The sequence below is a fragment of the Burkholderia sp. FERM BP-3421 genome, assembly GCF_028657905.1.
GTDB lineage: Bacteria > Pseudomonadota > Gammaproteobacteria > Burkholderiales > Burkholderiaceae > Burkholderia.
Genome location: NZ_CP117780.1, coordinates 385,383 through 410,398 on the forward strand (window position 1 = coordinate 385,383; position 25,016 = coordinate 410,398).

Here is a 25,016-nt window from a genome sequence, read left to right on the forward strand (position 1 = left end):
ATCATCAAGCGAGAACTCAAGCCCGGCGATTGTTTCATCAGAGATAGCAGACGGCGGGCGGGACGAGGCGGAACGGGATGCGCGCTCAACCCGCCGCGAACACCGGGACGGGCGCTGCGCAAGGCGATGTTCGGTTGCGGCTCGATGCCGACGCGACGCCGTCGAGCGCCGGCGGGCGGGCACGGCGCGTCGCCGCGCGAACCGCCGGGCCACCGGATGCCCGGAGCGGTCCGCGTCGGCCTGCCTGCTGCCTACCCGCCGAACGGCGAGACCAGCATAGCCTTCGACGCCTTGGCCGCCCGCGCCGCGCCCGGCGCGCTCAGGTTCGCATCGTTCAGCACCTTCGCCAGACGCACGCCGGCGCGCTTCAATTGCAGCGCCACGTCGTTCGTCGCCGTGTTCACGTAGTGGGACGACAGCACATACGCGCCCTTGCTGTTGGGCGCCGGCAGCAGCCCGTATGAATCGCGCTGCGCCACGCCGAAGGCCTCGAGCGACCAGTCGCGCGGCGTTTGCGTCTGCCAGCCGGCGATGTCGGACGGCGCGATCTGCGGGATCAGCGTGTTGGCGACGTCGGCGGCGCTGCTGCCCAGTTGCTGGACGAAGGCCGTGTCCCAGTAGCTGTGCAGGTTGCTCGCCTTGATTCCGCTCGCCGACGCTTTTTTCTCGTTGCCGCCCTCGTCGTTGTCGTCGCTCGAATGCAGCGGCTGGTGTTCGTCGCCGACGAAATGCAGCACGAACTGCAGCGCCATCAGCCGTTCGGCGTCCGAGGTATCCGGCGCTTGCAATTCCGTGACGAATTGATTGATCTTGTCGACCACGCATGCCTGCGCCGGGCCTTGCGAGGCGAGCGTGTTGGCCGGCAGCGGCGGGTGCCCGAAGCAGGCCGCGTCGATATCGCCCGTGCCGATCTCCGTGTCGACATAGTGCCAGCCCGACGTATACGAATGCGAGGTGCGATACCGGTCCGCCCAGGTCGCTTCGCTCGCGATGTCGGTGGCGGTCAGGCCGCTCGTGTCCGTGGCGAGGATCGCGTTCACGGCGTCGCGGGTCTGGCTCGTCAGGTAGTAGTTCGCGATCGTCGCGACCACTTCGTGCCCTTCGTCGCCCCAGGCGAAGACGCTCGACGCGGCAGACAGGCATAGCGCGCCCGCCAGCCCTTTCAGCATCGGACGAAACGGGCGCCGCGCGCGCGGCGCGTGGTCGTTTTGAGTGACGTGTTTGCTCTGCGGAAGATCGGCCATGGTGCGCTTTCTCTCAGTGGGGATTGGAATGGGAATGACGCGGGCCCATCCTAACGCCCTGCAAATGAACGGTCGATGACATTTCGATCGGATTGCGAAATGTATCTTTCTGAAAGAAGGACTGGTATTTCCGCGTAAGGGAAAGCCAGGTTCGAGGCGCGCGTCGTTTCACAAGCCGATCACATGCGCACCGATCGAGGACGGATGCCGCCCGGTGGTGGGGCAGGCTGCGTGCGCCGGCTTTGCTCGCCCGCATTGCTCACATAGCGGGCAAGCGCTTCAATCGTTGGGATTCCGGAAGAACGTCGGAGCGATATCGATTGCAGCCGCGCGATGTGCGCCGCATCCGTCATGCAACCGACATCGACATGCAATCCGTTGACGCTCGACGCGAGCGGCGAATCTCTTGTCCCGCCTGAGCCGACGGCGGCATCCGTGTCACACCACGGACTTCTGCCGCCCAGGTGAAACGCGAACGACGCGGCCGACGCATAGCCGGCCGCGTCGCCCCCGCTTCAGCGCCGAGGCACGTTCACTTCAACGCGTCGGCATGAAAAGCCAGGTGCTCGCCGATGAAGCTGGCGATGAAGTAGTAGCTGTGATCGAACCCCGGCCGCAGGTTCAATTGCAGCGGATACCCCGCCGCCTCGCAGGCCTCGCGCAGAAGCTGCGGCTTCAACTGGACCGCGAGGAACTCGTCCCCTTCCCCTTGATCGACCAGCAACGGCAGCCTGTCGGTCGCCTGCTTCACCAGTTCCACCGCGTCGTGCCGCTTCCACGCGTCGCGATCGTCGCCGAGGTAGGCCGTGAAGGCCTTTTCGCCCCAGGGCACCTGGCTAGGCGCCACGATCGGCGAGAACGCCGATGCGCTCCGGTAGCGCGCCGGATTGCGCAGCGCAATGGTCAAGGCGCCATGCCCGCCCATCGAATGACCGCTGATCGCACGCGCGTCGCTGGCCGGAAACGCCGACTCGATCAAGGCCGGCAGTTCATGCACCACGTAGTCGTACATGCGGTAATGGGCCGCCCACGGCTGCTGCGTCGCATTGACGTAGAACCCCGCGCCCGTGCCGAGGTCGTAGCCCGGGTCGTCGGCCACGTCGTCGCCGCGCGGGCTCGTGTCGGGCGCGACGACGATGATGCCGTGCGCCTCGGCATAGGCCTGCGCGCCCGCCTTCGTGATGAAGTTCTGCTCGGTGCAAGTCAGGCCCGAGAGCCAGTACAGCACCGGGCACGTGTGCCCGCGCAACGCGGCGCCGGGCAGATAGATGCCGAATTTCATGTCGCATCCCACGGTGGACGAGGCGTGCTTCCACACCTCCTGGCTGCCGCCGTGGCTCGCGTGTCGCTCAACGCGTTCCATGCTGGTTAAACCTCCCGGTAGTTCCGTTCGCGCGAACCGCGCCGTGTCGGCGGGACCGGACGCCGAACGGCCCCGGCCCCGCGCGCCGCATCAATAGTGGACAACCGTGCGGATCGACTTGCCTTCATGCATCAGATCGAACGCCTCGTTGATCTCGGCGAGCGGCTTCGTGTGCGTCACGAACGGCGCGAGTTGGATCGTGCCGGACATCGCGTCCTGCACCATGCCCGGCAGTTCCGAGCGCCCCTTCACGCCGCCGAAGGCCGTCCCGAGCCAGCGGCGGCCCGTCACCAGCTGGAACGGACGCGTGGAGATTTCCTGGCCCGCGCCGGCCACGCCGATGACGACGGACTGGCCCCAGCCGCGATGCGCGCACTCGAGCGCCGCGCGCATCACGTTGACGTTGCCGATGCATTCGAAGCTATGGTCGACGCCCCAGCCCGTCATCTCGACGATGACCTGCTGGATGGGCTTTTCATGATCCTTCGGATTCACGACGTCGGTCGCGCCAAAGGCCCTGGCGAGGTCGAACTTGCCCGGGTTGGTGTCGACGGCGATGATGCGGCCCGCCTTGGCCAGCTTCGCGCCCTGGATCACGGCAAGACCGATGCCGCCCAGCCCGAAGACGGCCACCGAATCGCCTTCCTGCACCTTCGCCGTATTCTTCACGGCGCCCAGGCCCGTGGTGACGCCGCAGCCGAGCAGGCAGACCTGCTCGGGGTTCGCGCGCGGATCGATCCTGGCGAGCGAGACTTCGGCCACGACCGTGTATTCGCTGAAGGTCGAGCACCCCATGTAGTGATAGATCGGCTGGCCCCGGTAGCTGAAGCGCGTGGTGCCGTCCGGCATCACGCCCTTGCCCTGCGTCGCGCGCACGGACACGCACAGGTTGGTCTTGCCGCTCTTGCAGAACAGGCACTCGCCGCATTCGGCCGTGTAGAGCGGGATGACATGGTCGCCGGGCTTGACGCTCGTCACGCCCTCGCCGACTTCCACCACGATACCGGCGCCCTCGTGCCCCAGCACGACCGGGAACAGGCCTTCCGGATCGTCGCCCGACAGGGTGAACGCGTCGGTATGACACACGCCCGTGTGCGTGATCTTCACCAGGACCTCGCCTTTGCGGGGCGGCTCGACATCGATCTCGACGATTTCCAGCGGTTGGCCCGCGGCGAATGCAACAGCAGCACGTGATTTCATGACTATCCTCACACGAAGAATGGGGAGCGGACGACCGTTCGAGCAGCCGCCGTTGAAGGTTAGCGTAGGTAGGAACGCACCAGGGACACGATGCCGTCGACGGACTGCTGCGCCGCCTCGTTCGCGTCGCCCAGATGCGCGAACTCTTCACGCAGATGGCTTTCGAGCACGCCCGCCATCAAGCCGTTGATGGCGCCGCGCACGGCGGCGATCTGCTGGAGGATCGGACCGCAATCGGCGCCCTCCTCGAGCGCGCGCTCCAGCGCATCCAGTTGCCCGCGCACACGACGCACGCGGGCCAGCACGCGCTTCTTTTCCTCGGCGGTATGCGGCATGAGCGATTCGCTTGATACTAGGTGGGGGTATGTTACCCAATACTCCCACCTAGTATCAAGCGCTATCTCGCCGGCGCGTCGGGCAGCGACCTTCGGGCAATCCGGCGTGGCTTGGAATGACCCGCCGGCGCGCCAGGTCCGGGACAGGCTCCGTCGCGACGCGAAGTGTCGGCGTCGGGTCGTGGCGGAGGGCGTGGGGAGACGGAGGGCAGTTCGGGCGGGACGGGAGAACGCGGTTGACCGGAAGAGGAGGATCGGGCGAAGTCGCGGCGACCTCGCATACAGCGTCCGTCGGCTGCCCGGCCTCATCGGGCGCAGGCGCCGTCACGCGCCGATCAGGTGCAGCACGACCTCGCGCCGATGGCCCGCGCGGCGATGCTCGAAGAGGTAGAGGCCTTGCCAGGTGCCCAGCACCATGCGCCCATGCTCGACCGGGATCGACAATTGCACCTGGGTCAGCGCCGCGCGCAGATGCGCGGGCATGTCGTCGGGGCCTTCCGCGTCGTGCTCGTAGCGTGACGCATCCTCCGGCGCGAGGGCGGCGAAGTAGCGCTCCAGGTCGCGCCGCACCGACGGGTCCGCGTTCTCCTGGATCAACAGCGAAGCCGAGGTATGCCGGCAAAACACGGTCAGCAGCCCGGTGCGAATCGCTTGCCGCTCGACGAAGGCCTGCGCCTGCCCCGTGAATTCGACGAGCCCCGCCCCGCGCGACTCGACGAGAAGGTGTCCGATCGCCTGTCGCATGATCAGCGGGCGCGGCTCAAGCCAGCGCGGCGAAGCCCTCGGCCTCGATCTGCGCGGCGCTGTCGGGACGCACGACGCGGGCGACTTCGACGCCCTCGCGCAGGAACACGAGGGTGGGCCACAGCTTGATGCGGAACGAACGACCCAGCGGCCGGCCGGGGCCGTCCTCGATCTTCAGATGCCGGACCGCGGGATGCGCCGCGAACGCGGCTTGAATCGCCGGCTGCGCCCCCGCGCAGATACCGCACCAGTTGGCGCCGAATTCGAGGACCGTCATGCCCGCGAGCGCGTCAACTTCGGTGCGCGCGGGGGCGTCAGGGGTGTAGGCCGTTGGAGTATGCATCGCCGCTCTCGGATACCGTGAAAAAAGGGCTGTGACCTGCTGCGAAGCCAGCGGCCCTACTGTAGCGGAAAGCCGGCCGCGCCGCAGCCGATGCGACGCGCGGACTGCGGCGGGCGCGCAGCGGCATGACAGGCGGCATGAACGCATGAACGAGCGAGCGCGGCAGACGCCGCGCGGCGCGATGCTTGCCGATCCCCGGCTTCTTACCCATAATGCGTGAGCCATCAGGGGGAGCCGGTTTGCCGGCTGAGAGGTTCCGGGTGCGGAACGACCCCTAAACCTGATCCGGATAATGCCGGCGTAGGAATGAGGTCATCGACGTGTCCTGCACACCCTCCCCTGGCGCGGGCTCCACCGCCGCCGCCCCTCCGCTCCACCGCCCGGGCCGATCACGCCGATGACCCCGCCCGTCATTGCGCTGGTCCTGTTTGCCGCGATCCTGCACGCGACCTGGAACGCCGTGCTGCGCAGCGGCGCCGACCGGCTGTGGAGCATCACCGTCATGAGTTTCGCCACGACCGCGGCGGCGGCCGCGTGCGCGCTCTTCCTGCCGCTGCCCGCGCGCGCGAGCTGGCCGTATCTCGGCGTCTCGGCCATGCTGCAGGTGGGCTACAGCCTCTTCCTCGCGTATGCGTACAAGGGCGCCGAACTGGGCCTGATCTACCCGATCGTCAGGGGCACCGTGCCGCTCCTCGTGACGATCGGCGGCTACCTGTTCGCCGGGCAGACGCTCCACGACGGCTCGCTGCTCGGCGTCCTGCTGATCTCGGGCGGCATCGCGAGTCTCGCGCTCGGCCGCCGCCGGATCCAGGCGCGGCCGCTGCTCGCCGCGCTCGTCACGGGGCTGTTCATCGGCAGCTACGTGACGACCGACGGCGTGGGCGTCAGGCTCGCCGGCGATCCGCGCGCCTACGCGGCCTGGATTTTCATCCTCTACGGGATCCTGATGCCGGCCGTGTATGCGCTGTACGGCGGCAAGCTCGCCAAGGGCTATGCCCGCAACGAGACCGTCAAGGCCATGCTGGGCGGCGTCATCTCGATGATCAGCTACGCGGCGACCGTCGCCGCGCTGTCGCTCGGGCCGCTCGGGCCGGTGTCGGCGATCCGGGAGACCAGCATCGTGTTCTCGGTGATCATCGGCTGGCTGTGCCTCGGCGAACGTCCGACCCGGCATCGCGTCGCGGCCAGCATGGCGGTGGTGATCGGCGCGGTCTGCCTGACCTATCGCGCCTGAGGCCCGAGCCGGGCACGCGCGCGGCGCATCCGCGGCCGCGCGCGCCCATGCGCCCCGTGCGTTACGAATACACCGGCCGCCGCGCCGCCTCGGCGGCCAGGAACCTCGACCGCGCCCGCAGTTCGCCTTCCCGGAAATAGCCGCCGCGCAACGTGCGCTTGAAGCCGCTCGCCCCGAAATCGCCGCGCCCGTGGAAGATGCGGCGGTTGTCCCACACCACCATGTCGCCCTGCGACCACGCATGCGTATACGCCTTCGTCGTGTCGACGAGCCGGGTTTTCAGCGCCTGATACGCGTCGAAGAACGGCAGCATGTCGTCGAAGCCGACGCCGTCGAAGAACATCTTCGTCGGGTTGTTGATCAGGCGTTCGATCGCCCCCGCCGGCGTGAGGCGAATGATCGGCGTGCGGTGCTCGTACACCTTGCGCGCCTTCGGATACTCCGCGCGATACAACACCGGCGTGTTCGCCAGCTTTTCGAACGCGGCGGGCGTCGCTTCCCGCAACTCCGACGCGATCGTGTAGCCGTCGACGAAGCGCGTGTTGCCGATGTTGTCCAGCGCGCATCGCGGGCTGACATCGAGGCCGTACAGGAACTGGTAGTCGGGCGGCGGCGAGCAATACGGAATGTCCGTATGCAACGGCAGCGCCTTCGTGCTGAACGACACGCTGTCGGTTTCCTCGTCCGCCTTCACCTCGAGATCGAAGAACTCGCCGAAGTACGAACGGTCGAGAAATCCGGCCAGTTGACGGCACACGCCGCCGAATTCCGCGCCCGGCGCGGCGGAATCCGCCTTCAGCACGACGATCCCGTATTCGAACAGGTGCTGCAGCGCGCGCTGCAGCACCGCGTCGCTGTCGAGCGCATCGCCCAGGTCGAAGCGCATCGAGGCGGGCGCGCCGTCGGGCCAGCGCCGCCACGCGGGGCGTTCGTCCGACGGGACGGGCGCCGCGTGCTCGCCGTAGTCCCGGTCCCGCAGCCAGTCCAGCGCATACGTGCTGACGTGCCCGTCCCGCCAGACGATGCGCAGGCCGACGTGATCCGTCGCGACGCTCGTCGGCTGGATGTCGGCCGGTACGACGCTCGGATCGAAGTGCCGCTGATGACAGTAGTTGTTGAAGCAACGATCGCATCGGCAGGCCTGACGCAGCCATACCCAGTGATACCGGCCAGCACGGCCGTCCTGCCAATCGATCTGGAGGTGCCGATGATGCGAGGTCAGCATGACGAATCTCCTGGAAGAACCGCGACCCGGCGCCGGGTCAGACTTTCTCGGCCGCGAACACGCCTTGCGTCAGCCATCCCGATTGCATGTAGCGGATCTTCCGCTGCCAGCGCTCGACGATGTGCTCGGCGTCGGCCTCGTCGATCGAGGGGTCGCCCACGGCCCGCCTCGCTTGATAGTGCTGAAGATCATCGACGAGCTGCGCTTCGGCCACCCGGCTCACGTCGCCGTGCTCCACGAGCCGGAAGCCGGCCGCCGCGATGATGCGCGCGTACGCGTCGATCGATTTCAGGTCGTAGCCGCTCGCGGCGGTGTAGGTATCGAATTCGGACGACGTGCCGTTCCGGCAGAAGTCCGAGATGAACAGCCCGCCGCCCGGCGCGAGCAAGGCATGGCATCGCGCGAACAGGCCCGGCTTGTCGGGTTCATACATGAGCGCATCGCGCGAATAGATGATGTCGAACCGTTCCGCGTCGAGACTGCCCACATGGACGTCGCCGTGGATGAAACGCACGCGCCGCCGCGGATCCAGCGCGGCCTGGCGGATCACGGACAACTCGGTCATGCGGTGCGCGGTATCGAGCGCCACGACCTCGACATCGTGGCGGGCGGCCAGATAGAACGCGGCGCCGCCGAGGCCTGAACCGATGTCGAGCAGACGCATGCCCGGCCGGAGCGCCATCCTGTCGGCCAGCATCGCCTTGAATCCGGCCAGCCCGCCGGGACTCTGAAATCCATCTCCATAGATAATTTCGGAACGGAGAATATTATGCGGATCCGTATACCGTTGTGATTCGTATTTCTCGGATATTCCCACGACGCTTGCATGCATGATCGACCTCTCTTGTATTTGAGAATGCCTCTCCACAAGGCTGCAGTTTTATATAGGGAGCAATAGATCGCCATTTATTCGAGCCGGCGACTCGGGCGAAATGGACTTCAGAAGCGAGGGGTTCGCCCGGCGCGCGATTCGCGGCATCCGGCCTGCGCGACGCGCGGCGGCTCGCCGGCCCGCAGCGGCCTTCCGGGTGCGATCGAGAGCTGTCATGTCTATCAGGTATTCATGCGGCGCGTCTCCTGGCATGTGGGTTATCCGTCAAACAATCGTCCGCCTTCGCCCTACATCATTTTCTTATCAATCTTATTATCGAAATGCCGTTGATTTCGGCATGACGGAACATATACCACAACCGATTGGATCGAGAGGATTAGACTCATCAAAGATTATTGTGTTACCTTAAAAAATACTGACAATTCTAGTAGTCGACACACGATCCCGATGTAGATCCGGCATGACGGCGCATTGAACAATGCGGCCGCGGCTCATGCTGCGTGTGCGGCGGCCCGTTGATGGTTCATCCGCTTTCCGCACCCGGAACGAACCTGAGCGGCGCGCCCGCGGCGCTCTGTGGAGTAAGCACCTATGGTTGACCAATCCGGCGCCGATGCGCGCCCGCCTTTCGCACGGCCGCGCGTGGCGGTGATCGCCATCACGTTTCGCGGCGACGAGCTGATCCTGGTCCAGCGCAGGAACGAACCCCAGAAAGACAGCTGGGGATTTCCGGGCGGCTCGGTCGAGCCGGGCGAAAGCCTGCACGATGCCGTCCTGCGGGAGTTGATGGAGGAAACCGGCGTGCGCGCGGAAGCAGGCGAGCTGGTCGACGTCGTCGAAGTACGCGAGTTCGACCCGTCCGGCCGCCATCACCACTTCGTGCTGATCGCCCTGCTGTGCCGCTACGTCGGCGGCGCGCTCCGGCCCGGCGACGATGCGGCCGGGTGCCAGTGGGTGCGGGTGCCCGACGGCATCCGCGAATTTCCGGGCGTGCTGGCCGACCATGTCGAGCGGGTGGCCTTGCGCGCGCATGCAATCAATCATTCCAATCGAGAGAGGCATCAGCAATGAAGCGAATGTTCCTGGGCGGCCCCTTCAAATCATGGGTGGATCCGCGAACGGGCACGATGTCCGAGGCGCGCATCAAGCTGTTCGACCGCGTGATCGCGCATTTCGAGCAGCAGGGCTGGGACGTGCATTGCGCGCATCGTCGCGAGAAATGGGGCCGCGAATTCATGACGCCGGCCGTCTGCACCCGCACCGACTTCGAGCAGATCAGCCTGTGCGATTACTTCGTCGCGTTCCCCGGCGCGCCTGCGTCGCCGGGCACGCACATCGAGCTGGGCTGGGCGTCCGCGCTCGGCAAGTCAATCGTGCTGCTGCTCGAGGCGGACCAGGAATACGCCTACCTCGTGCGCGGCCTCGATGAAGTAACCCGGATCGAGCGCGTCGAATACCGCGACGACTATGTCGACCCGACGACGGTCGAGGCGGCCATCGAACGCCTCCAGGCCAGGCACTGACCATGCAGCCACGCTTCCCGAACCTCCATGCGCTCTATCTCGCCGCGCTCAGGGATGTGTGTACCGCGTACGAGTACCTGAATGCCCCCAGGGGGCAGGCGGAGCGTGAAATCATCGGCTACGGCGCGCGGATCGACAATCCGCGCGCGCGCTTCTGCCAGCATGCCGCGCGCAAGCAAAACATCGTCTTCAATTACGCGGAGGCGCTGTGGTACCTGTCGGGCCGGAACGATCTCGCGTTCATCGAATACTACGCACCCTCGATGGCGCGCTACAGCCCGGACGGCAAGACGCTACCGGGCACCGGCTACGGCGCGCGGCTACGGCACTTCGGCGCCGACGGGCTCGACCAGATCGAGCGCGCGATCGACATCCTGAAACGCGACGACGCCGAGAGCAAGCGCGTCGTCCTGCAGATCTTCGATGCGCACGAAGATCTCTACCGGCGCAACATCGATGTCTCCTGCACGCTGGGCCTGCAGCTGCTGCTGCGGGACGGCCGCCTCAACATGGTGGCGTTCATGCGCGCGAACGATGCGTACGTCGGCTTGCTGAACGACGTCTTTTCCTTCACGTTCCTGCAGGAATACCTCGCGTCGGCGATCGGCTGCGCGCTCGGCGCCTATTCCCACCACGTGGGTTCGATCCATGTCTACGACCAGAACCTGTCGCAGGTCGAGGCCTTGCTGCTGCAGCCCGAGTCGACCGTCACCACGGCCGAGCCGCCCCGCATGCCGGCCGGTTGCGGGCCCGCCACCATCCAGCGGGTCCTGGAGCACGAAGCACGGATTCGCGCCGGGCGCGTATCGCTCGACGCGCTGCAGGACATCGGCCTCGATGCGTACTGGCGCGACGTGCTGTGCCTGTTCTGGATCTATCGGCAGATCCAGGCCGGCGCGCCCGTCGCGGACGAGGCGCTGAACCTCCTCCACCCGCTCCATCGCGACTACGTGCTCAATCGCTGGGGCATCGCCCTGACCACACTTCAATAAGCAGGCATACACCATGAATACCGATTGGACGGAAGACCAGGTCTCGCGGCTGTTCGATGCCTACGACGATCGCGTCGAGGCCCGCTTCGGCTATCAACCGCTGATCGCCGCGATCAAGGCCGCACAGGGCGGCGCGATCAGCGTGCTCGACTACGGTTGCGGCGGCGGCAAGGTGTCGCGGCGGCTGAAGGCCGCCGGCATCGCGCGCGTGACGGGCGTCGACATCGCTCCCACGATGATCGAGAAAGCCACGGCCGCGGGCAGCGACGACACGCTGCGCTATGTCCACATCCGCAGCGGCACGCTGCCGTTTGCCGACGCCGGCTTCGATGCCGCGATCTGCTGCTTCCTGTTCATCAACGTGCCGGACCGGGCGGAACTCGGCCGCATCGCGGCCGACGTGTTCCGCGTGCTGAAGCCGGGCGGCCGCTTCTACGTGCTCGACACGAATCCGCGCACGACGGGCGTGCGCTACCCGACGTTCCGCAACGGGCATCCGGGCATCGCGTATGCCGACGGCGACGCGCGCCCCGTCTTCCTCGACGTGCCGGGGCACGGGACCTTCGAGATCATCGACACCCACTGGGACACGCCCACGTATCGCGACGTGCTGATCTCGGCCGGCTTCGCGATCGACGAAGCGAGGGAACTGAACGTGGCCGATGCGCAGCCTGCGGGCAACGCCGACACCGCCGCGGACGACCTCGGCGGCCATGCGCCCTTCGTGCTGTTCCAGGCCTCGAAACCGCGCGGCTGACGGCGATGACGCACGCGATATCCGACGCGGCGGCGATGGCTGCGCGCGCAACCGATGCCGAATCCGGCGGCGACGCCGGCAGGATCGCCAACGTGCTGACCATTGCCGGCACCGACCCGACGGGCGGCGCCGGAATCCAGGCCGACCTCAAGGCATTTTCCGCGCTGGGCGCCTACGGCATGTCGGTGATCACCGCCGTGGTCGCGCAGAACACGGTCGGCGTCCGGGGGTTTCACGCGCTCGACCCCGCCTTCGTCGCCGACCAGATCGACGCCGTATTCGACGACGTGACCGTACACGCGGTGAAGATCGGCATGCTCGCCACCGCGGAGATCGTCGAGGCGGTGGCCGCGGCGCTCATTCGTCATCGGGTCGGGACGATCGTGTTGGATCCGGTGATGGTCGCCAAGAGCGGCGACCGCCTGCTCTCGCCCGATGCGGCGGCGGCGCTCCGGGAGCGGCTCGTCCCGATCGCTACGCTGATCACCCCGAACCTGCCGGAAGCGGGCGTGCTGCTCGGACGCGCCGCGCCGGACTCCCTGGAGGCGATGCATGACGCGCTGCGCGCGTTGCACGCGCTCGGTCCGCAGTGGGTGCTCCTGAAGGGCGGGCATCTGCGCGGCGAGGTCAGCACCGATCTGCTGTTCGTTCCGGAGACGACCATCGCGCTGGACGCGCCGCGCATCGCCACCCTGAACGACCACGGCACCGGATGCACGCTGTCGGCCGCGATCACCGCGCTGCTTCCCCATCACCCGATGCAGGACAGCGTACGGCGCGCGAAGGACTATCTGAACGGCGCGCTGGCCGAAGCGTGGCGGCTGGACGTGGGACGCGGCCACGGACCGACCCACCACTTTCACGCGCTGTGGCGCTGACGTATCGCGCGCGCCCGCGTCATCGCCCACGGCACATCAACCAAGGAAATTCATCATGTATCGATTGCTATGCCGCGTCATGCTGCTGCTCGGATGCTGGCTCGTCACCCTGCCGCAGGCGTTCGCCGACGCCGCCGCGCCTCAATCCTTGACGGTCGCACTGTACCCGTGGGTCCCGCGCGTCGCCCAGTTCCAGAAGGCGATCGAGACGGAATGGAAGAAAGTGCAGCCCGGCGTCGCGCTGCAATTCGTCAGTCCGGATGACTGGGACGGCGGCTACACGAACGACCCGCCCGCGAACGCCGATGTCTACGTCTACGACGCGATCTTCTTCGACTACTTCCGGAGCCGGAACTGGCTGGAGCCGCTCGCGGCCGCGGAGGTCCAGAACATCGACGACTACGTGCCCTACGCGATCAACGGCGTGAAGGTCGGGGACCGCTACTACAGCCTCCCGCAACTGGGCTGCGCGAACATGCTGTTCTACCGGAAGGACGACGCGGCGCTGGCCGCCGCCAAGACGCTCACGCAGGTGCACTCGGCATTGCAGCAATGCACGTACACGAGCACGGTGCCGCCGGACAAGCGCGGGCTGATGGTCGACATGTCGGGGCGCACCACCAACAGCGCGCTCTATCTCGACGCGGTGCACAGCCAGAACGGCGCATATCCGCTGCCGCTGCCCTGGAGCCCGGGCGACCTGAATCACGACGCCATCGCGAACATGCGCGCGCTGCTCGCGATGGCCAGTTTCAAGAACGCGACGACGAGCCTGCCCGGCCAATACGACCGGTCCGTCTGGTTCAGCGACGGCGAGGGGCGCGCCGTGATCGCCTACTCGGAGTCGATGTCGGCGATGAGCGAGCAGGCTCGGCAGAATATCGACTTCAAGTTCATGCCCTTGTCCGACCGCGACCAGCCGCCGCTGTTCTATGCGGATGTCATCGGCGTCAACACGTCGACGAACCTGCGCGGCACGCGCACGCTGGCCGTGCAGCTGGCCAACGTGATCGCCGCCTCGTCGACGATGCTGGCCAGCATCGGCCCCGACGCCAGCGCCGTGCCGCAGTATCTGTTCGCCGCGCGCCGCAGCGTCCTCGCGACGCTGGCGCGCCGCTATCCGCTCTACGGCAAGATGAACGCGCTGCTCGATGCGAGCGAGCCGGTGATGTTCAAGCTCGACGCGCAGGCCCGCAACTGGCTTGCGTCGATGAGCCCGGCGATTCAGCAACAGGCGCAATCCAGCTACGCATGCGGCTGCGACATCGATACCGCGCAGTCCATCCCCAACTATCGGAGCGCGCAGGCGGTTTGCCCGACGGTTTGCGCGGCGCAGGGCGGATGGAACGGCCAGTGGACCAATCAACCGCCCGCCGCGCCGGCCGGGACGTCGGCATGCGGTTGCAACGCTTGCCCGACGCCCTCGGCTCGCGCGCGGCTGTTGCTCAAGGGCGCGGCGCAGTAAACGTCGTGACGTGACGGTCGTGGCCCTTCGACGGTTGAAGGGCCACGGGAGGCGGCGTGTTTGCTGGTGCGACGGCATGGATATCCGATCCCGGGGATCAGCACGCGGGCCCCCTCGGTGAAATCCTTGTGGAGGGAACGCGTCGGATGCGCCCCCCGGCCGCTCTTCGTCTGGCCGGAGCGGGCAACTTCAGCATGATGCGGGCAAGCAAAGCGAGCCGTCGAAAGCCCGCCTTGCTGCCCGGGTGAAATAATTGCTTCGGATTACTGATTCATCGATCGCATGCCGGATGGAATAACGGTCGCTCGGAAACCCGCACCGAGACGGTAAGCCGGAACGACATGCAGCCCGGCAGCCGACACTTCGCCGAACTTGCTTGGAATCCCTCGCCTGGCGCATGCCGCGGCCAAGTTACATGACCCTCACGCCGCAATCGCCCACCAGCGCGACGGCTTGGTCGACGGACAGAATCGTCCCTTTCAGGTGCTTCGACACATCGGCCAGCCTCAGCCCGCTCAGATCTACGGATCTCAGGTCCGCGCCGTCAAACCGGCTGTCACGCAGGCGTGCATTCCGCAGGCTGCCCCCTTCGAACACGCCATCGCGAAAATCGCATTCCGACAGGTCCGCACCGGAGAAATTCAACGCCTCGGGCGTCTGCTTGCGAAACGGCATGCCGCGCAGATCCGCCGCGACGAGCAGCGAATCATGGATGCCGAGCCCCAATGTCCACGCGCCGACGAGACGCGCACCCGTCAGCTTCACTTCGGTGAAAATGGCCGACGCGAGCTGCGCGCCGGTCCAATCGGTATTGTTCAGGTCGCCGCGGCAAAAACGGGCGTCCGTCAAATCCGCGTAGCGGAATTTTGCCCTGGCGCCCATGCAGGCAAGCCAGCGGCTGCCGGCCAGGCCGCAGCGTTCGAGAAGCGTATGGGTGAAGGAGCAGTGGCTGAAGCGGACTGCGTGAAAATCCAGGCTGGAGAGATCCTGGTCGTCGAAGGTGCAATGATCGAAGGTCGGCGCTTCGCCGCCGTCTCTAAGCAGAGCGGCCAGCTCTTCCCGGCACAAGCTCAAGTCACGGAATACCGCGCCGGTCTTGAAGGACGGCTCGTTCGCGTTGCTGCGCATTGACAGACCTCGGTATGGAGGGTCAGCGGCAACGCGGTCACGATGCGCCCCCTCACCTGGTCAAAGCAAGGTCGACGCCGTGGCACATAGAACCCCGTCATGGGTGCAGGAGGTACCAACCTGCCACTCTATTTTCGGCTGCGGGATTTTATCATCGGCGTGTGCGCAAGGCGCTCGCGCAATCATGCGCGCACGACGTGAAAGGGGATGAAGTGACAGGCGTCCGGTGGTGATCGACCGAACTTGCCGGCTGCGCGCACCTTGAGTCCGTTTACGGATAGCGACGACCTACTTCCTGCGCCCCGTTCCATCGGGCAGGCATGGCGCGTGGCTTTTAAAGTACGGAACAATCGCCACAGGAAACTTGCCTTGTATTGATTGAATGCGTTGCAATTAAAGATAAACCTAATCGGTTTTCCGGGTATCACACCCCAGGCGCTGAATTACGTTGATCTGCGTTGATTGGATCATGATGCGGATTTAGGGGTGACGCTGCCGCTGCTCCCGGCTTTGCTCATTGTCGTGGACGACGTGATGGTGAGCTCGCAGCACGGGGTGACGTTCGCTCGTGTTTGGCCCGGATCGAAAGCCGCAATCTCGGACGTCATGCCCGACCGAGACAATCGATGAACTTGCTCGATCCAATGGAGTAACGCGATGAGTACCCCGCTTCCGAACCCACAGGGCGACGTCGAGCGCGAACCGCTGCATCACCGCCAGATCGATCTTCAAGGCTATCGACGCAGCGATGGTCTGTACGAAGTACGTGCGCATCTGATCGACCGGAAAACCCATGACTTCGTACCGCCCGGCGGCGATCGGGAGATTCCCGCTCAGACGGCGGTCCACGATCTCGGCGTTTCGCTGGTATTCGATCCGGCAACCATGATCGTGCGTGCCGTTGACACCTTCGTCCATGCCCATCCCTATGCGCAATGCCCGGGAGGGGGAGCCACCCTGCAGGCGCTTGTCGGCTTGCGCATCGGCGCGGGCTGGAACAGCGAGATTCGCAAGCGGCTGCCGAATTGCGATACCTGCACGCATTTGAAGGAGTTACTCGGCCCACTCGCGAGCACCGCCATTCAAACCACGGTATTGCTGCGCACTCGCGCCATCCATGCGCAGGATGGAAGCGGCAAACCGCTCAAGATCGATAGTTGTTTTACCTACGGGGCGTCGCGAGATCTGGTTCGGCGATTATGGCCTGAGCACCATCGTCCGGAAACATCGGAAGTGAAGGATTAATCGGAGATAACCGGGGACGTCGGCCAATCATTGTCCGGCGTCAGATCCTGGCTAGTTGCGAATCGCCTTGCGCCGTCACGGTGCCACTGCCGATGTCGCCAAGCGACTCCGGAAAATCGAATGGTCGACACGCAAAGAACCACACCGCCCGTGCGATCGGCCGGCTCCGCGCTTATTACATCGAGGGTTGCAGGTCGATGACTTGGCCGAGCCGATGCGGATGAGCAGGTCGCCTTTCCATCCGCATCTTCGTCGGCTTACCGGCATGAGCCTGCGGCAATGCCAGAAGTGGATCGACTGAAGGAAGCATGTTACCTGATGCTGTCGAGTGGACGAGGCGCGGCGGGCATGGCGTCTCGCGTGGGATATGACGACCCAACTCAGGCCAATCACAGGTGCAGCCGGCAGTTCGGGAATTCGCCACACCGAGGCACTGATCTCTTGTGACATCAAATGGATACCCAGCCGTCTCGCGAATCGATCTCGGCAAGACCGTCTCCGTAGCGAGGCGCGGTTGTCACGTGACAACCGGATCAATTGACACGCGCCTGCGCGGAGGGATTTGCTCACCGATTTGTTTTGAACATTACGATATACGTATCAATCAAGACGTTCGGCACTTTTGTAGCGCTCCGCCCGCCTGGCTGGGCAACGGTTTCATATACGCCCCCATTTTTACCTGCGTGACAGGCTGTCAGCGTGAAACAATCCCTTCGACTCCCTCCCCAAACCCCCTCCAGCAAGGCTTTATGCGCCCACTCCATTCTTCCGAGAATGTTTCACGAAAATGCCTCGGCCACGCACATTCCTCTTCATCAGCCGCGAAATCGCCTGCGTGTGGACTGGGGCATCGCCAATCGAAGCGCCTTCGAATGTTTCCGAACAAAACGCTCCGGACAGCGACACCGCCCATTGCACGCCATCGGCGTCAACAATAATAAGGGCCGCATCATCAACCCCTCACATCTCCGCAATCCACCGAGCCGTTTCGCCCTCCCGCATTACAGTCGGTCACCGTTCATCTAGCCGAATAACGAACTAATCTCCACGACGAGCCACGATACTTGGACGCTGCATGCCAATACCGATCGCCTCGCATCTCCTGATTGACGATCGATGACACCATCGCCAAAAAATGCTGCTCACTTAAACGCCTTCAATCCGCTCGCCGTTCCAGCGCCCATGCGCCATCGCCGCAGCACGGTTGTCACGTAACAACCCGCGGCTAACGCCAGCCAAGTCGAAAGAATAAAAAACACAAGCTGAGTTCAGCCGAGTTCCCGTCCTCCGAAGCATCTCAATGTTGGGTTGTTACGTGACAACCCAACCACGCACACGCAAGCTTGCTAAAAACCACTTGCATCTGCCCAGACGTGAGCGGAACGTTGATCAGATGAAAGGGAAATCTCGATAGGGGCAATCCAAGTTCAATCTAGTCTCATCGCACGACTCAAGATTCGCTCGCGAAGATAAACATGCTTTAGTCGAGCTATCCAACGCACGACGAATGTCTCCGCCGTGCCGCCCATCGCACATCCGTTTGTCACGTGACAACACTGCCATACGGCTATTCCTATAAAACACCATTCTGTTGGACTTTTCTCTAGCAATTGAATATATTATGCAAAACTCATTGGGGAATTTAATGGCATTCAAGATCGCCGTGAGCAACCAGAAAGGCGGGACGGGCAAGACAACCCTCTCGGTCAATATCGCCGCCGCGTTCGAAGCCGGCGGCAACAAAGTCGCCCTGATCGACGCCGACCCCCAGGGCACCTCCGTGCGCTGGGTCACCAGCGGCGAGAACACCTTGCCGATGACCGTCCTCTCCCTGGCCCCGGCCGGCCGAGGCATCGGCGCGGAAATCAAGAAGCAGGATGCCCACTTCGACGTCATCGTCGTCGACTGCCCGGGCAACCTCGAAGATCCCCGTATTGCCTCCGTGCTCGAAGTCGCCGACTTCTGCCTGGTGCCGCTCTCGCCATCGCCAGCGGATCTCTACAGCACCGTCGCGATGATCCGGATGATCGAATCGATGCGCGCCGTCCGCAATCCTCAGCTGTCCTCCGCACTGATGCTCAATAGCGTCAATGGAAAAACAAAAATGCGCGAAGAAATTCTAAAAATTCTTAGGGCAGAGGAAATAGGGGAGCATCTGCTCGAAAGCCAGATCGCGCAGCGGGAGGTCTATCGGCAAACCTTCGCACTCGGCACGACCATCCATCATCACAACCGATACATGAAAGGGCTCAAGGAAGCCCGCGCAGAAATCGAAAAACTGGTCACCGAAATGGCCCAGTACATCGCCTCCACGCGCGCAACCGGAGCAGCTCATGGCTAAGGACGCCTCGAAAGACAAGAAGCCTACCGGCAACCTCCATCTGGCAGCCGGCCTGTTGCGCGGCCTGGCGCAGGAAAACGCCGCGCTGGCAACCCGCCTGCCCGACGCACCGGCGCAGCGCCCCGTCGTCCACATGCCGGCCGCGCCTGCGCCTCAGCCGGTTGAGCCCGGCACGGCCCCGTCGGATCTCGACGCGCCGCAGCGCGTGGCGCTGAAGGACTGCATCCCGAATCCGTTCAATCCGCGCGTCTTCTATTCCGAGGCGAGCCTGCACGAGCTGGCGCTCACGCTGAAGCGGGAAGGGCAGATCGAGCCGATCAAGGTGACCCGGCTGCCGGAATTCCCGGGCAAGCTCGTCGTGATCGACGGCCAGCGCCGCCTGCGCGCCACGAGCATCAACGGCGACGAATACATCAACGCCACGTTCCGCTCGGACCACACACCGGAACAGCTCTACACGATCGCCTACCGCGCCAACCACGATCACGAACGCCAGACGATCTTCGACGACGCAGTGGCCTGGAAGCGCCTGCTCGACGAAAAGGTCTTCCCGGATCAGAACACGCTCGCGGAGAAGATCGGCAAGGACAAGGCCTCGATCAGCAAGACCTTGTCGCTCAATGCGCTGCCCGCACCGATCCTCGAGCGGATGGCTGCCGCGAACGACAGCATCGGTCTGCAGGCGGCTTACTTTCTGAAGCTGATCTTCGAGCGCCTCGGCGAGCCCACCGCCGATCGCCTGCTGTCCGCCGTGATCGAGCGCAAGAAGTCCGTCCGCGATCTCGAGAATTTCCTCCGTACGCAGAACGAAGGAAATCCGAAGGCGGGACGCACGCGCTACAGCGTCCGTCATGACTTCGCGATCGATGCGCGCGCCATCGGCCAATTGAAGACCTATCCCGACGGACGCCTCGACCTGCAGTTGAAGGACGTGGCCGCCGCGGATCAGGAAGCGCTCGCCGACCAGCTCAAGGCGGTCATCGACGCCTACGTCGCCGGACGCGTCACCAGCGAACGCTGAACGCCCGGCGCCCATGACAAAAGACCTCGCATCGCGAGGTCTCAGGCTGCTGACAAACCCCACGTTTTTCGGAGCGTGGGGTTTTGCTTTTTAGAATCGGGCAGGCAGGGTTGCGGAGAGCGAGCAGACCGAACTGCGGGCCACGGGCTTTTTGCGCTCAGCTGGCAGCAAGACTGCTGCGCAGCAAGAACTCCAGCAGGTCGTCGGAAGTGGGTTCGCCCCAGGTATCGAGCGCGAGCCAGCGGAAGAAGCTCGTCTGCGCCAGCTTGCTCGCCTTCTTCTTCGGCGACAGCGTCAAATCCTTCGATCCCACGACCGTCTCGTTGTAGCGGTCGATGAGCGTGGTCTGGTCGTCGATCTCGAGTTCACGGAAATACGCGCCGGCCTCGTCGATCTTGGCGGCGAGATACTTGTCGCGGATCTGCTCCTGCTTGCTCTGTGCATTTTGCTTCGCGGGCGCCGCGGCTTCCGGCGCCTGCCCCTCGGCCAGCGTGTAGCCGTGGGAAAGCGCCTTGCGGAAATAGGCCCCGACATTGTCGAGCGGCGCCGCATTTTTCTTCGTCGTGCGATTGAGCGTATAGGCGAGCGCCGCCTTGATCCGCTGCACGCCGTACTGCGTGATCAGCCGGCGCGCCTCCGAGCGCGGAATGCCGAGCTTCGCCACTTCGTCGATCAGCGCCTCGTTCTTGACGTCGCCTTCTTCCACCGTGTCGGCGCTCGGCTTGCGCAGGACCTTGAACTGGACGGCCTCGACGCTGCGCCCGGACTTGTGTTCGATCAGTTCGAGCGTATGGTCGGAGACCTCGTTGACTTCCTGGATGCAGGGCACCAGGACCTTGCTCTTGAAGAGCTTGTATTCCTTGTACGACTGCGACGCCTTGTCCTGGCCCAGGATCAGGTCGCGAAACTTCGGCAGCGGAATCTTCGCGGTGATGCCGATGCCTTCGTAGCGCACCGTGTTTTCCCACAGCGCGAGCGAATGCGAACGCCGAAATTCGCGGGCGATACGCATGTCGATCAGCGCGTAGATTTCCGGGTTCAGCAGTTCGCTGCGGATCTGGTCGGAGAAGCTGTACTTGAGGACCGATTGCTCCAGCTCCGCACCGGCGAGCAGGCCGGACGCCTTCCAGACCGTCGAACGGTCCGCGGCAAGATAGTCCCAGTTGACGACGGTGCTGATCAGCGAATTCACCGTGTCCTTCACGTACTTGGTGTTGTTGCTGTTCAGCCCGCTCTCGTGCGAGAGCGCCGCGATCGAGATCGAGAAGCTGGTGCGTCCGGGCTCGAAGGCTTCCTGGCGAAGCGCGTTCTTGATCAGCGAGCTGAACATCTTGCGTTGCTGCAAGCCGATCTTGCCGGACTTCGGCGCGATGTGAATCGCCTGCACCGCCTTGCGCAGCAAGTCTGGAGGCTCAGGAGTTTGAAACAGCGAGACCTGTTTGTCAGAGCCTTTGCTTGCGGGCTTTCGCGGCATGGAGTATCCAGGCAAGGTAACCTTATTCAAAGCGGACTTTATACCTTTTCACCGCCCGCGGCAACGACCATCCTCGCGCGCCACTTGCACAATCCGAGCTAACTGGTCGACTGAAAAGAAGTTTTTTTGCCGGCCCCTCGGATGCCATGCCCCATAACCCTCTACCTTTTGGCCAGGCGCCATCCCAAAACCCGCTACCTTTGGGCGTTCCAGGCCTTTCCGGCTCCCCTGAACCGCCCCGAAAGGTAGCCTTTCATGGGGGTGAAACCGCCGAATCATTCGTCGGGCATCATTTTTGTGATGCCGTGCAGCAGTCTCTCAAAAAAGCCCCATAAACGGCTACCTGAAAAGGAACTCATAAACGGCTACCTTTCGTGCTCCCCGCCTCGAATCCGCACGGACTCGATTCCCCATAAACAGGAACCTTTTCACACTCCCATAAAAGGTTACCTTGCGACTGACCCCTACCTGTGCACAAGACGCTCGCGGACAGCACACCGGCGCTCGTCCGAATTGGAAATTTACGCGCTCCCATAGACATCCACCCTGGAAAGCTCCCATAGGCGGCTACCCTCAGGTGGGCATGAGTTTGTGCCCCCATAAACATCCCCCTGAAAAAGCTCCCATAAACAGCTACCCTCAAGGGCTCCCATAACCGGGTACCTGTGGTTTGCGGCATCGTCTATCCCATAACCGGGTACGTTTATCCCATATCCACAGACCTGTTTCCCCACGGTTTGCTACCCAATCTCCCAAATCCACAGACCCAACACCCCACATCCTTCCACCCAGGGTCCCATAAATGGGTACCGAACACCTCGCAAAGCCTTGCCTGCCAAGTCCTTGATCCGGCTAAAGGTAGTTAAAGAAGTAAACGTGCCCTTATAAAGATGTAAACACACGTGCGTGTCCGTCAAAAAGACCCGACCCATAAACCACTACCCTCCGATCACCGGCAGCTTGATTTCCTCGAGCGAGACACGCAACGTCCCATTCGTCGATCGTCTGTTCGGCATCCCGCGATCCATCGAAATCGTCACGAAGCAAGCGAACCCCGCTTGAACCACGACATACGTAGACAGTTATGGGAAGAGGCCGGGACGTTCTCGCTTCCCGAGTTCGAAAGGTTACCGTTCATGGGAACCTATTTGCGCCGACACTCGATCGACACCGGTTGCTCACAGCCCAGACTCAAACGTCAGGCATCACGCATTGCAGCAAGCGCGCTCGCATCCGTCGATGCCTCGGCAAGCGCACGACACGCAGCACGCATCGCCGACCTCCTCGCGCACGCGTCCCCGCTCATGATGCGCACAGCGCGAACACCGCTGCGTCTCCCATACACGTCAACCTGAGCGCCGCCTCGCTCGCCGCGATACATACCTTCGTCCATCTGCCCAGCGGCATCGTCGCTCGCTAGCATGGATTCGCGTCAACTACCCGCGCGTTCTGCATGCGCGAATCCGGTACCAGCTCAAGAGGGGAAGAGATGTCTCATCACTTGTCGAAGGAAGACGTCGCGCGCTTCCAGCAATCCGGTTTCCTTGTCGTGCCCGATCTGTTCGATGTCGACGTCGTGGCGGAAATGGATGCGGCCGTGACGCACATCATCGATTCGGCGGCCAACGTGCGCGACGTCGCCGAACTGGAACCCGCCGATGCCGCCATCATCCGGCGGATCTGGCAGCCGTCGAAGCGGCACGCGGTGTTTCGGCGCGTGCACGAAGATCCGCGCGTCCTCGATGCGATGGAATCGTTGATCGGCCCCGACATCGTGTTCCATCACAGCAAGCTCAACATGAAGGGACCAAGGATCGGCTCGCCCGTCGAATGGCACCAGGATTTCTCGTACTACCCGCACACCAATACCAAGCTCGTCGCGTGCCTGATCTACCTCGACGACGCCGACGAAGGCAACGGCTGCCTGCGTGTGCTCGCGGGCTCGCATCGGGCCGCGATGTACGACCACACGACCGACGGCTATTTCCGCGGCAAGGTCGATCCCGCCATCTTGCCCGACGGCTACGAGGAGGTGGCGATCGCGGGTCGCGCGGGCACCGCCGTGTTCCTGCATTGCAAGGTCCTGCACCGGTCGGATCCGAACCACTCCGAGCGCTATCGCCGCGTCTTCATTCCCGCGTATCGCGCGGCCGATTCCGTGCCGATCTACTTCGGTCCCCACGCCGCGCACAACGAACCCGACGCCTACCTGCTGCGCGGCCAGCGGCAGATGTATGCGACGGTGGAAGGCGGGCGGATTCCGCTGCCCATCACGGAGAAAGCGTTCAACTCGCTGTTCGCGCTGCAGCAGGGCGAGCATGTGCGCAAGGACGGGCTGCACGAACAGTCGAGCGGTTATGCCACGCAGGCCTGATCGCCACCCGCCACGCGGAGGAATACGATGAAACCGCACGTGCTGGTGCTGAACCGCTGGCCGCAGGCGCAGATCGGCCCGGCATGGGATCACGAGCTGTGCCGCTATCGGGAGATCCTGCCGTCCACCTGCACGGTCAGCTATCTGTGCGACGACGAAGGCGCCATCGGGCTCGATGCGGAAGCGATCGACGGGCGACTGCAGCGGGTCGCCGATTTCGACGACCTCGACGCGGTTCGGCGCGCGGCGCAGGCGCTCGCGACCCGCCACGGTCCGTTCACGCAGGTGCTGGCGTTCTCGGAATACCTGCTCGATGCCGCCGCGCAGCTGCGGCGCGATTTCGCGATCGCGGGCCATACGCCGGAGGAAGTGAGCCGCTTTCGCGACAAGACCGAGATGAAGGCCGCGCTCGATGCGGCCGGCCTGCGCGTGCCGCGCTGGTTCGCGTGCGGCGAAGCGCAACAGGTGCGTCGGCACGCCGAGGCGCTTGGCTTTCCGCTCATCCTGAAGCCGGTGCGCGGCGCATCGAGCAAGGGCGTATACAAGATCGGCTCGGCGGCGGAGCTGGAGCCGTTCCTCGCGGATCACGCGCTGCCCGGTCACGAGATCGAGGAGTTCATCGAGGGCGACGTCCTGCATGTCGACGGCATCGTGCTCGACAACGGCGAGATCGCCTTCGCCTGTGTCAGCCAGTACATCTCGAACTGCCTCGCCTTCGAGTCGGGCACGCCGCTCGGCTCGTTCATCCTCGGCGACTCGCCGCTCGCGCGCAACAGCAAGGCTTTCGCCGATCTCTGCCTGCGCGCGCTCGGGCTGCGCCGCTCGGCGTTCCACCTGGAACTGTTCCATCGCGACGGCGAACTGGTGTTTCTCGAAGTCGGTGCGCGCGTTCCGGGCGCCGACGTCCCGTACGTGATCGAGCGTGCGTTCGGCGTCAACCTGTTCGCGCAGTGGGTCGCCGTGCTGCTCGACGAGCGGCCGGTGGTGCCGTCCATTGCGCGGCGGGCGAGCGGCGGCTGGATCACGGTGCCGCGTCCCCGACCGCTGCCGCGCCAGGTGGTGTCCGCCACGTCGCTGCTCGGGCAGGTCGCCGGGCTCTACCGCGAATGGATTCCGAGCGAGGGGCAACTGCTGGCCGATACGCGCGGCGGTTATACGCACCTGCAAGGCGGCCGTTTTCTCGTCGAGGGCGACGACGACCGACAGGTCGCGCGCGCGCTCGAAGCGATCAGCAGGCAATACGTCCTCACCACCCGCGCGGCGTGACGCGTCGCGCCGACTCAACGATTCCCACCCAG

The 25,016-nt window shown here is 64.4% G+C and carries 22 protein-coding genes and 1 riboswitch; of the genes, 12 read left to right on the plus strand and 10 right to left on the minus strand.

All coding sequences use genetic code 11. The features are described from left to right. Nucleotides 1-251: 251 nt before the first annotated feature. The 6 genes from Bsp3421_RS02510 to Bsp3421_RS02535 form a co-directional block, all read right to left on the minus strand. Nucleotides 252-1,169, minus strand: coding sequence for a S1/P1 nuclease (locus tag Bsp3421_RS02510; protein WP_273995228.1), 918 nt, complete (start codon nucleotides 1,167-1,169; stop codon nucleotides 252-254). Between the two features lie 607 nt (nucleotides 1,170-1,776). Continuing rightward, a complete protein-coding gene (gene fghA / locus Bsp3421_RS02515; protein ID WP_273995229.1) occupies nucleotides 1,777-2,607 on the minus strand; it encodes an S-formylglutathione hydrolase in 831 nt (276 codons plus the stop codon). Between the two features lie 90 nt (nucleotides 2,608-2,697). Then, nucleotides 2,698-3,807: an S-(hydroxymethyl)glutathione dehydrogenase/class III alcohol dehydrogenase gene (locus Bsp3421_RS02520; RefSeq protein ID WP_273995230.1), complete on the minus strand. Its 1,110-nt coding sequence runs from the start codon at nucleotides 3,805-3,807 to the stop codon at nucleotides 2,698-2,700. A 59-nt stretch (nucleotides 3,808-3,866) separates the two neighbouring features. Next, nucleotides 3,867-4,142: a formaldehyde-responsive transcriptional repressor FrmR gene (frmR, locus tag Bsp3421_RS02525; RefSeq protein WP_273995231.1), complete on the minus strand. Its 276-nt coding sequence runs from the start codon at nucleotides 4,140-4,142 to the stop codon at nucleotides 3,867-3,869. A gap of 324 nt (nucleotides 4,143-4,466) precedes the next feature. Continuing rightward, nucleotides 4,467-4,886, minus strand: coding sequence for a secondary thiamine-phosphate synthase enzyme YjbQ (locus Bsp3421_RS02530; RefSeq protein ID WP_273995232.1), 420 nt, complete (start codon nucleotides 4,884-4,886; stop codon nucleotides 4,467-4,469). 16 nt (nucleotides 4,887-4,902) lie between these two features. Further along, nucleotides 4,903-5,229 (minus strand): thioredoxin family protein, encoded by a 327-nt coding sequence (locus Bsp3421_RS02535; RefSeq protein ID WP_273995233.1) that lies wholly within the window; start codon nucleotides 5,227-5,229, stop codon nucleotides 4,903-4,905. Between the two features lie 217 nt (nucleotides 5,230-5,446). After that, a riboswitch (TPP riboswitch) is annotated at nucleotides 5,447-5,553 on the plus strand. Between the two features lie 73 nt (nucleotides 5,554-5,626). Between Bsp3421_RS02535 and Bsp3421_RS02540 the strand changes: the two genes are divergently transcribed. Next, complete coding sequence (locus tag Bsp3421_RS02540; RefSeq protein ID WP_273995236.1) at nucleotides 5,627-6,463, plus strand: DMT family transporter; 837 nt, start codon at nucleotides 5,627-5,629, stop codon at nucleotides 6,461-6,463. 61 nt (nucleotides 6,464-6,524) lie between these two features. Here the strand turns inward: Bsp3421_RS02540 and Bsp3421_RS02545 are convergent, their stop codons facing one another. Further along, nucleotides 6,525-7,688 carry a TauD/TfdA family dioxygenase gene (locus Bsp3421_RS02545; protein ID WP_273995237.1) on the minus strand — a complete coding sequence of 388 codons (1,164 nt, stop codon included), beginning with the start codon at nucleotides 7,686-7,688 and terminating at the stop codon, nucleotides 6,525-6,527. 37 nt (nucleotides 7,689-7,725) lie between these two features. Continuing rightward, nucleotides 7,726-8,520: a methyltransferase domain-containing protein gene (locus tag Bsp3421_RS02550; protein WP_337995245.1), complete on the minus strand. Its 795-nt coding sequence runs from the start codon at nucleotides 8,518-8,520 to the stop codon at nucleotides 7,726-7,728. A 591-nt stretch (nucleotides 8,521-9,111) separates the two neighbouring features. Here Bsp3421_RS02550 and Bsp3421_RS02555 point away from each other — a divergent pair. Genes Bsp3421_RS02555 through bcmE form a run of 6 tightly spaced genes read left to right on the plus strand, consistent with a single transcriptional unit; the run spans nucleotide 9,112 to nucleotide 14,135 of the window. After that, nucleotides 9,112-9,591: an NUDIX hydrolase gene (locus tag Bsp3421_RS02555; RefSeq protein ID WP_273995239.1), complete on the plus strand. Its 480-nt coding sequence runs from the start codon at nucleotides 9,112-9,114 to the stop codon at nucleotides 9,589-9,591. After that, on the plus strand, nucleotides 9,588-10,043 hold the full coding sequence (locus tag Bsp3421_RS02560; RefSeq protein ID WP_273995240.1) for a nucleoside 2-deoxyribosyltransferase: 456 nt from the start codon (nucleotides 9,588-9,590) through the stop codon (nucleotides 10,041-10,043). The genes Bsp3421_RS02555 and Bsp3421_RS02560 overlap by 4 nt, the downstream gene beginning before the upstream one ends. 2 nt (nucleotides 10,044-10,045) lie before the next feature. After that, the gene (locus Bsp3421_RS02565; RefSeq protein ID WP_273995241.1) at nucleotides 10,046-11,035 is read left to right on the plus strand and encodes a thymidylate synthase; all 990 of its coding nucleotides are present in this window, start codon (nucleotides 10,046-10,048) and stop codon (nucleotides 11,033-11,035) included. Between the two features lie 13 nt (nucleotides 11,036-11,048). Further along, a complete protein-coding gene (locus Bsp3421_RS02570) occupies nucleotides 11,049-11,792 on the plus strand; it encodes a class I SAM-dependent methyltransferase (RefSeq protein WP_273995242.1) in 744 nt (247 codons plus the stop codon). 35 nt (nucleotides 11,793-11,827) lie between these two features. Then, nucleotides 11,828-12,670, plus strand: coding sequence for a bifunctional hydroxymethylpyrimidine kinase/phosphomethylpyrimidine kinase (gene thiD / locus Bsp3421_RS02575; RefSeq protein WP_273995243.1), 843 nt, complete (start codon nucleotides 11,828-11,830; stop codon nucleotides 12,668-12,670). A 55-nt stretch (nucleotides 12,671-12,725) separates the two neighbouring features. Next, nucleotides 12,726-14,135, plus strand: coding sequence for a thiamine pyridinylase (gene bcmE / locus Bsp3421_RS02580; protein WP_273995245.1), 1,410 nt, complete (start codon nucleotides 12,726-12,728; stop codon nucleotides 14,133-14,135). Nucleotides 14,136-14,546: 411 nt separating this feature from the next. Here the strand turns inward: bcmE and Bsp3421_RS02585 are convergent, their stop codons facing one another. Further along, on the minus strand, nucleotides 14,547-15,263 hold the full coding sequence (locus Bsp3421_RS02585; RefSeq protein ID WP_273995246.1) for a pentapeptide repeat-containing protein: 717 nt from the start codon (nucleotides 15,261-15,263) through the stop codon (nucleotides 14,547-14,549). A gap of 657 nt (nucleotides 15,264-15,920) precedes the next feature. Here Bsp3421_RS02585 and Bsp3421_RS02590 point away from each other — a divergent pair. The 3 genes from Bsp3421_RS02590 to Bsp3421_RS02600 all read left to right on the plus strand — a co-directional run bounded on the left by Bsp3421_RS02590 (nucleotide 15,921) and on the right by Bsp3421_RS02600 (nucleotide 19,870). Beyond that, nucleotides 15,921-16,508 (plus strand): DUF2889 domain-containing protein, encoded by a 588-nt coding sequence (locus tag Bsp3421_RS02590; protein WP_273995247.1) that lies wholly within the window; start codon nucleotides 15,921-15,923, stop codon nucleotides 16,506-16,508. A gap of 1,645 nt (nucleotides 16,509-18,153) precedes the next feature. Then, nucleotides 18,154-18,849 (plus strand): ParA family protein, encoded by a 696-nt coding sequence (locus Bsp3421_RS02595; protein WP_273995248.1) that lies wholly within the window; start codon nucleotides 18,154-18,156, stop codon nucleotides 18,847-18,849. Beyond that, nucleotides 18,842-19,870, plus strand: a complete 1,029-nt coding sequence (locus tag Bsp3421_RS02600; RefSeq protein WP_273995249.1) for a ParB/RepB/Spo0J family partition protein — start codon at nucleotides 18,842-18,844, stop codon at nucleotides 19,868-19,870. Before Bsp3421_RS02595 ends, Bsp3421_RS02600 begins: the two co-directional genes overlap by 8 nt. 157 nt (nucleotides 19,871-20,027) lie before the next feature. On the opposite strand, the gene Bsp3421_RS02605 is transcribed toward Bsp3421_RS02600, so the two are convergent. Next, entirely contained in the window at nucleotides 20,028-21,344 is a 1,317-nt protein-coding gene (locus Bsp3421_RS02605) for a replication initiation protein (protein ID WP_273995250.1), read from the minus strand. Between the two features lie 1,489 nt (nucleotides 21,345-22,833). Between Bsp3421_RS02605 and Bsp3421_RS02610 the strand changes: the two genes are divergently transcribed. Then, nucleotides 22,834-23,718: a phytanoyl-CoA dioxygenase family protein gene (locus Bsp3421_RS02610; protein ID WP_273995252.1), complete on the plus strand. Its 885-nt coding sequence runs from the start codon at nucleotides 22,834-22,836 to the stop codon at nucleotides 23,716-23,718. Between the two features lie 27 nt (nucleotides 23,719-23,745). Further along, complete coding sequence (locus tag Bsp3421_RS02615; RefSeq protein ID WP_273995254.1) at nucleotides 23,746-24,984, plus strand: ATP-grasp domain-containing protein; 1,239 nt, start codon at nucleotides 23,746-23,748, stop codon at nucleotides 24,982-24,984. Nucleotides 24,985-25,016: the final 32 nt, after the last annotated feature.

Coding starts and splice junctions, on each gene's coding strand:
- Bsp3421_RS02510 (WP_273995228.1), bottom strand. CDS start 1,169: ATGCTGAAAGGGCTGGCGGGCGCGCTATGCCTGTCTGCCGCGTCGAGC.
- fghA (WP_273995229.1), bottom strand. CDS start 2,607: ATGGAACGCGTTGAGCGACACGCGAGCCACGGCGGCAGCCAGGAGGTG.
- Bsp3421_RS02520 (WP_273995230.1), bottom strand. CDS start 3,807: ATGAAATCACGTGCTGCTGTTGCATTCGCCGCGGGCCAACCGCTGGAA.
- frmR (WP_273995231.1), bottom strand. CDS start 4,142: ATGCCGCATACCGCCGAGGAAAAGAAGCGCGTGCTGGCCCGCGTGCGT.
- Bsp3421_RS02530 (WP_273995232.1), bottom strand. CDS start 4,886: ATGCGACAGGCGATCGGACACCTTCTCGTCGAGTCGCGCGGGGCGGGG.
- Bsp3421_RS02535 (WP_273995233.1), bottom strand. CDS start 5,229: ATGCATACTCCAACGGCCTACACCCCTGACGCCCCCGCGCGCACCGAA.
- Bsp3421_RS02540 (WP_273995236.1), top strand. CDS start 5,627: ATGACCCCGCCCGTCATTGCGCTGGTCCTGTTTGCCGCGATCCTGCAC.
- Bsp3421_RS02545 (WP_273995237.1), bottom strand. CDS start 7,688: ATGCTGACCTCGCATCATCGGCACCTCCAGATCGATTGGCAGGACGGC.
- Bsp3421_RS02550 (WP_337995245.1), bottom strand. CDS start 8,520: ATGCATGCAAGCGTCGTGGGAATATCCGAGAAATACGAATCACAACGG.
- Bsp3421_RS02555 (WP_273995239.1), top strand. CDS start 9,112: ATGGTTGACCAATCCGGCGCCGATGCGCGCCCGCCTTTCGCACGGCCG.
- Bsp3421_RS02560 (WP_273995240.1), top strand. CDS start 9,588: ATGAAGCGAATGTTCCTGGGCGGCCCCTTCAAATCATGGGTGGATCCG.
- Bsp3421_RS02565 (WP_273995241.1), top strand. CDS start 10,046: ATGCAGCCACGCTTCCCGAACCTCCATGCGCTCTATCTCGCCGCGCTC.
- Bsp3421_RS02570 (WP_273995242.1), top strand. CDS start 11,049: ATGAATACCGATTGGACGGAAGACCAGGTCTCGCGGCTGTTCGATGCC.
- thiD (WP_273995243.1), top strand. CDS start 11,828: ATGGCTGCGCGCGCAACCGATGCCGAATCCGGCGGCGACGCCGGCAGG.
- bcmE (WP_273995245.1), top strand. CDS start 12,726: ATGTATCGATTGCTATGCCGCGTCATGCTGCTGCTCGGATGCTGGCTC.
- Bsp3421_RS02585 (WP_273995246.1), bottom strand. CDS start 15,263: ATGCGCAGCAACGCGAACGAGCCGTCCTTCAAGACCGGCGCGGTATTC.
- Bsp3421_RS02590 (WP_273995247.1), top strand. CDS start 15,921: ATGAGTACCCCGCTTCCGAACCCACAGGGCGACGTCGAGCGCGAACCG.
- Bsp3421_RS02595 (WP_273995248.1), top strand. CDS start 18,154: ATGGCATTCAAGATCGCCGTGAGCAACCAGAAAGGCGGGACGGGCAAG.
- Bsp3421_RS02600 (WP_273995249.1), top strand. CDS start 18,842: ATGGCTAAGGACGCCTCGAAAGACAAGAAGCCTACCGGCAACCTCCAT.
- Bsp3421_RS02605 (WP_273995250.1), bottom strand. CDS start 21,344: ATGCCGCGAAAGCCCGCAAGCAAAGGCTCTGACAAACAGGTCTCGCTG.
- Bsp3421_RS02610 (WP_273995252.1), top strand. CDS start 22,834: ATGTCTCATCACTTGTCGAAGGAAGACGTCGCGCGCTTCCAGCAATCC.
- Bsp3421_RS02615 (WP_273995254.1), top strand. CDS start 23,746: ATGAAACCGCACGTGCTGGTGCTGAACCGCTGGCCGCAGGCGCAGATC.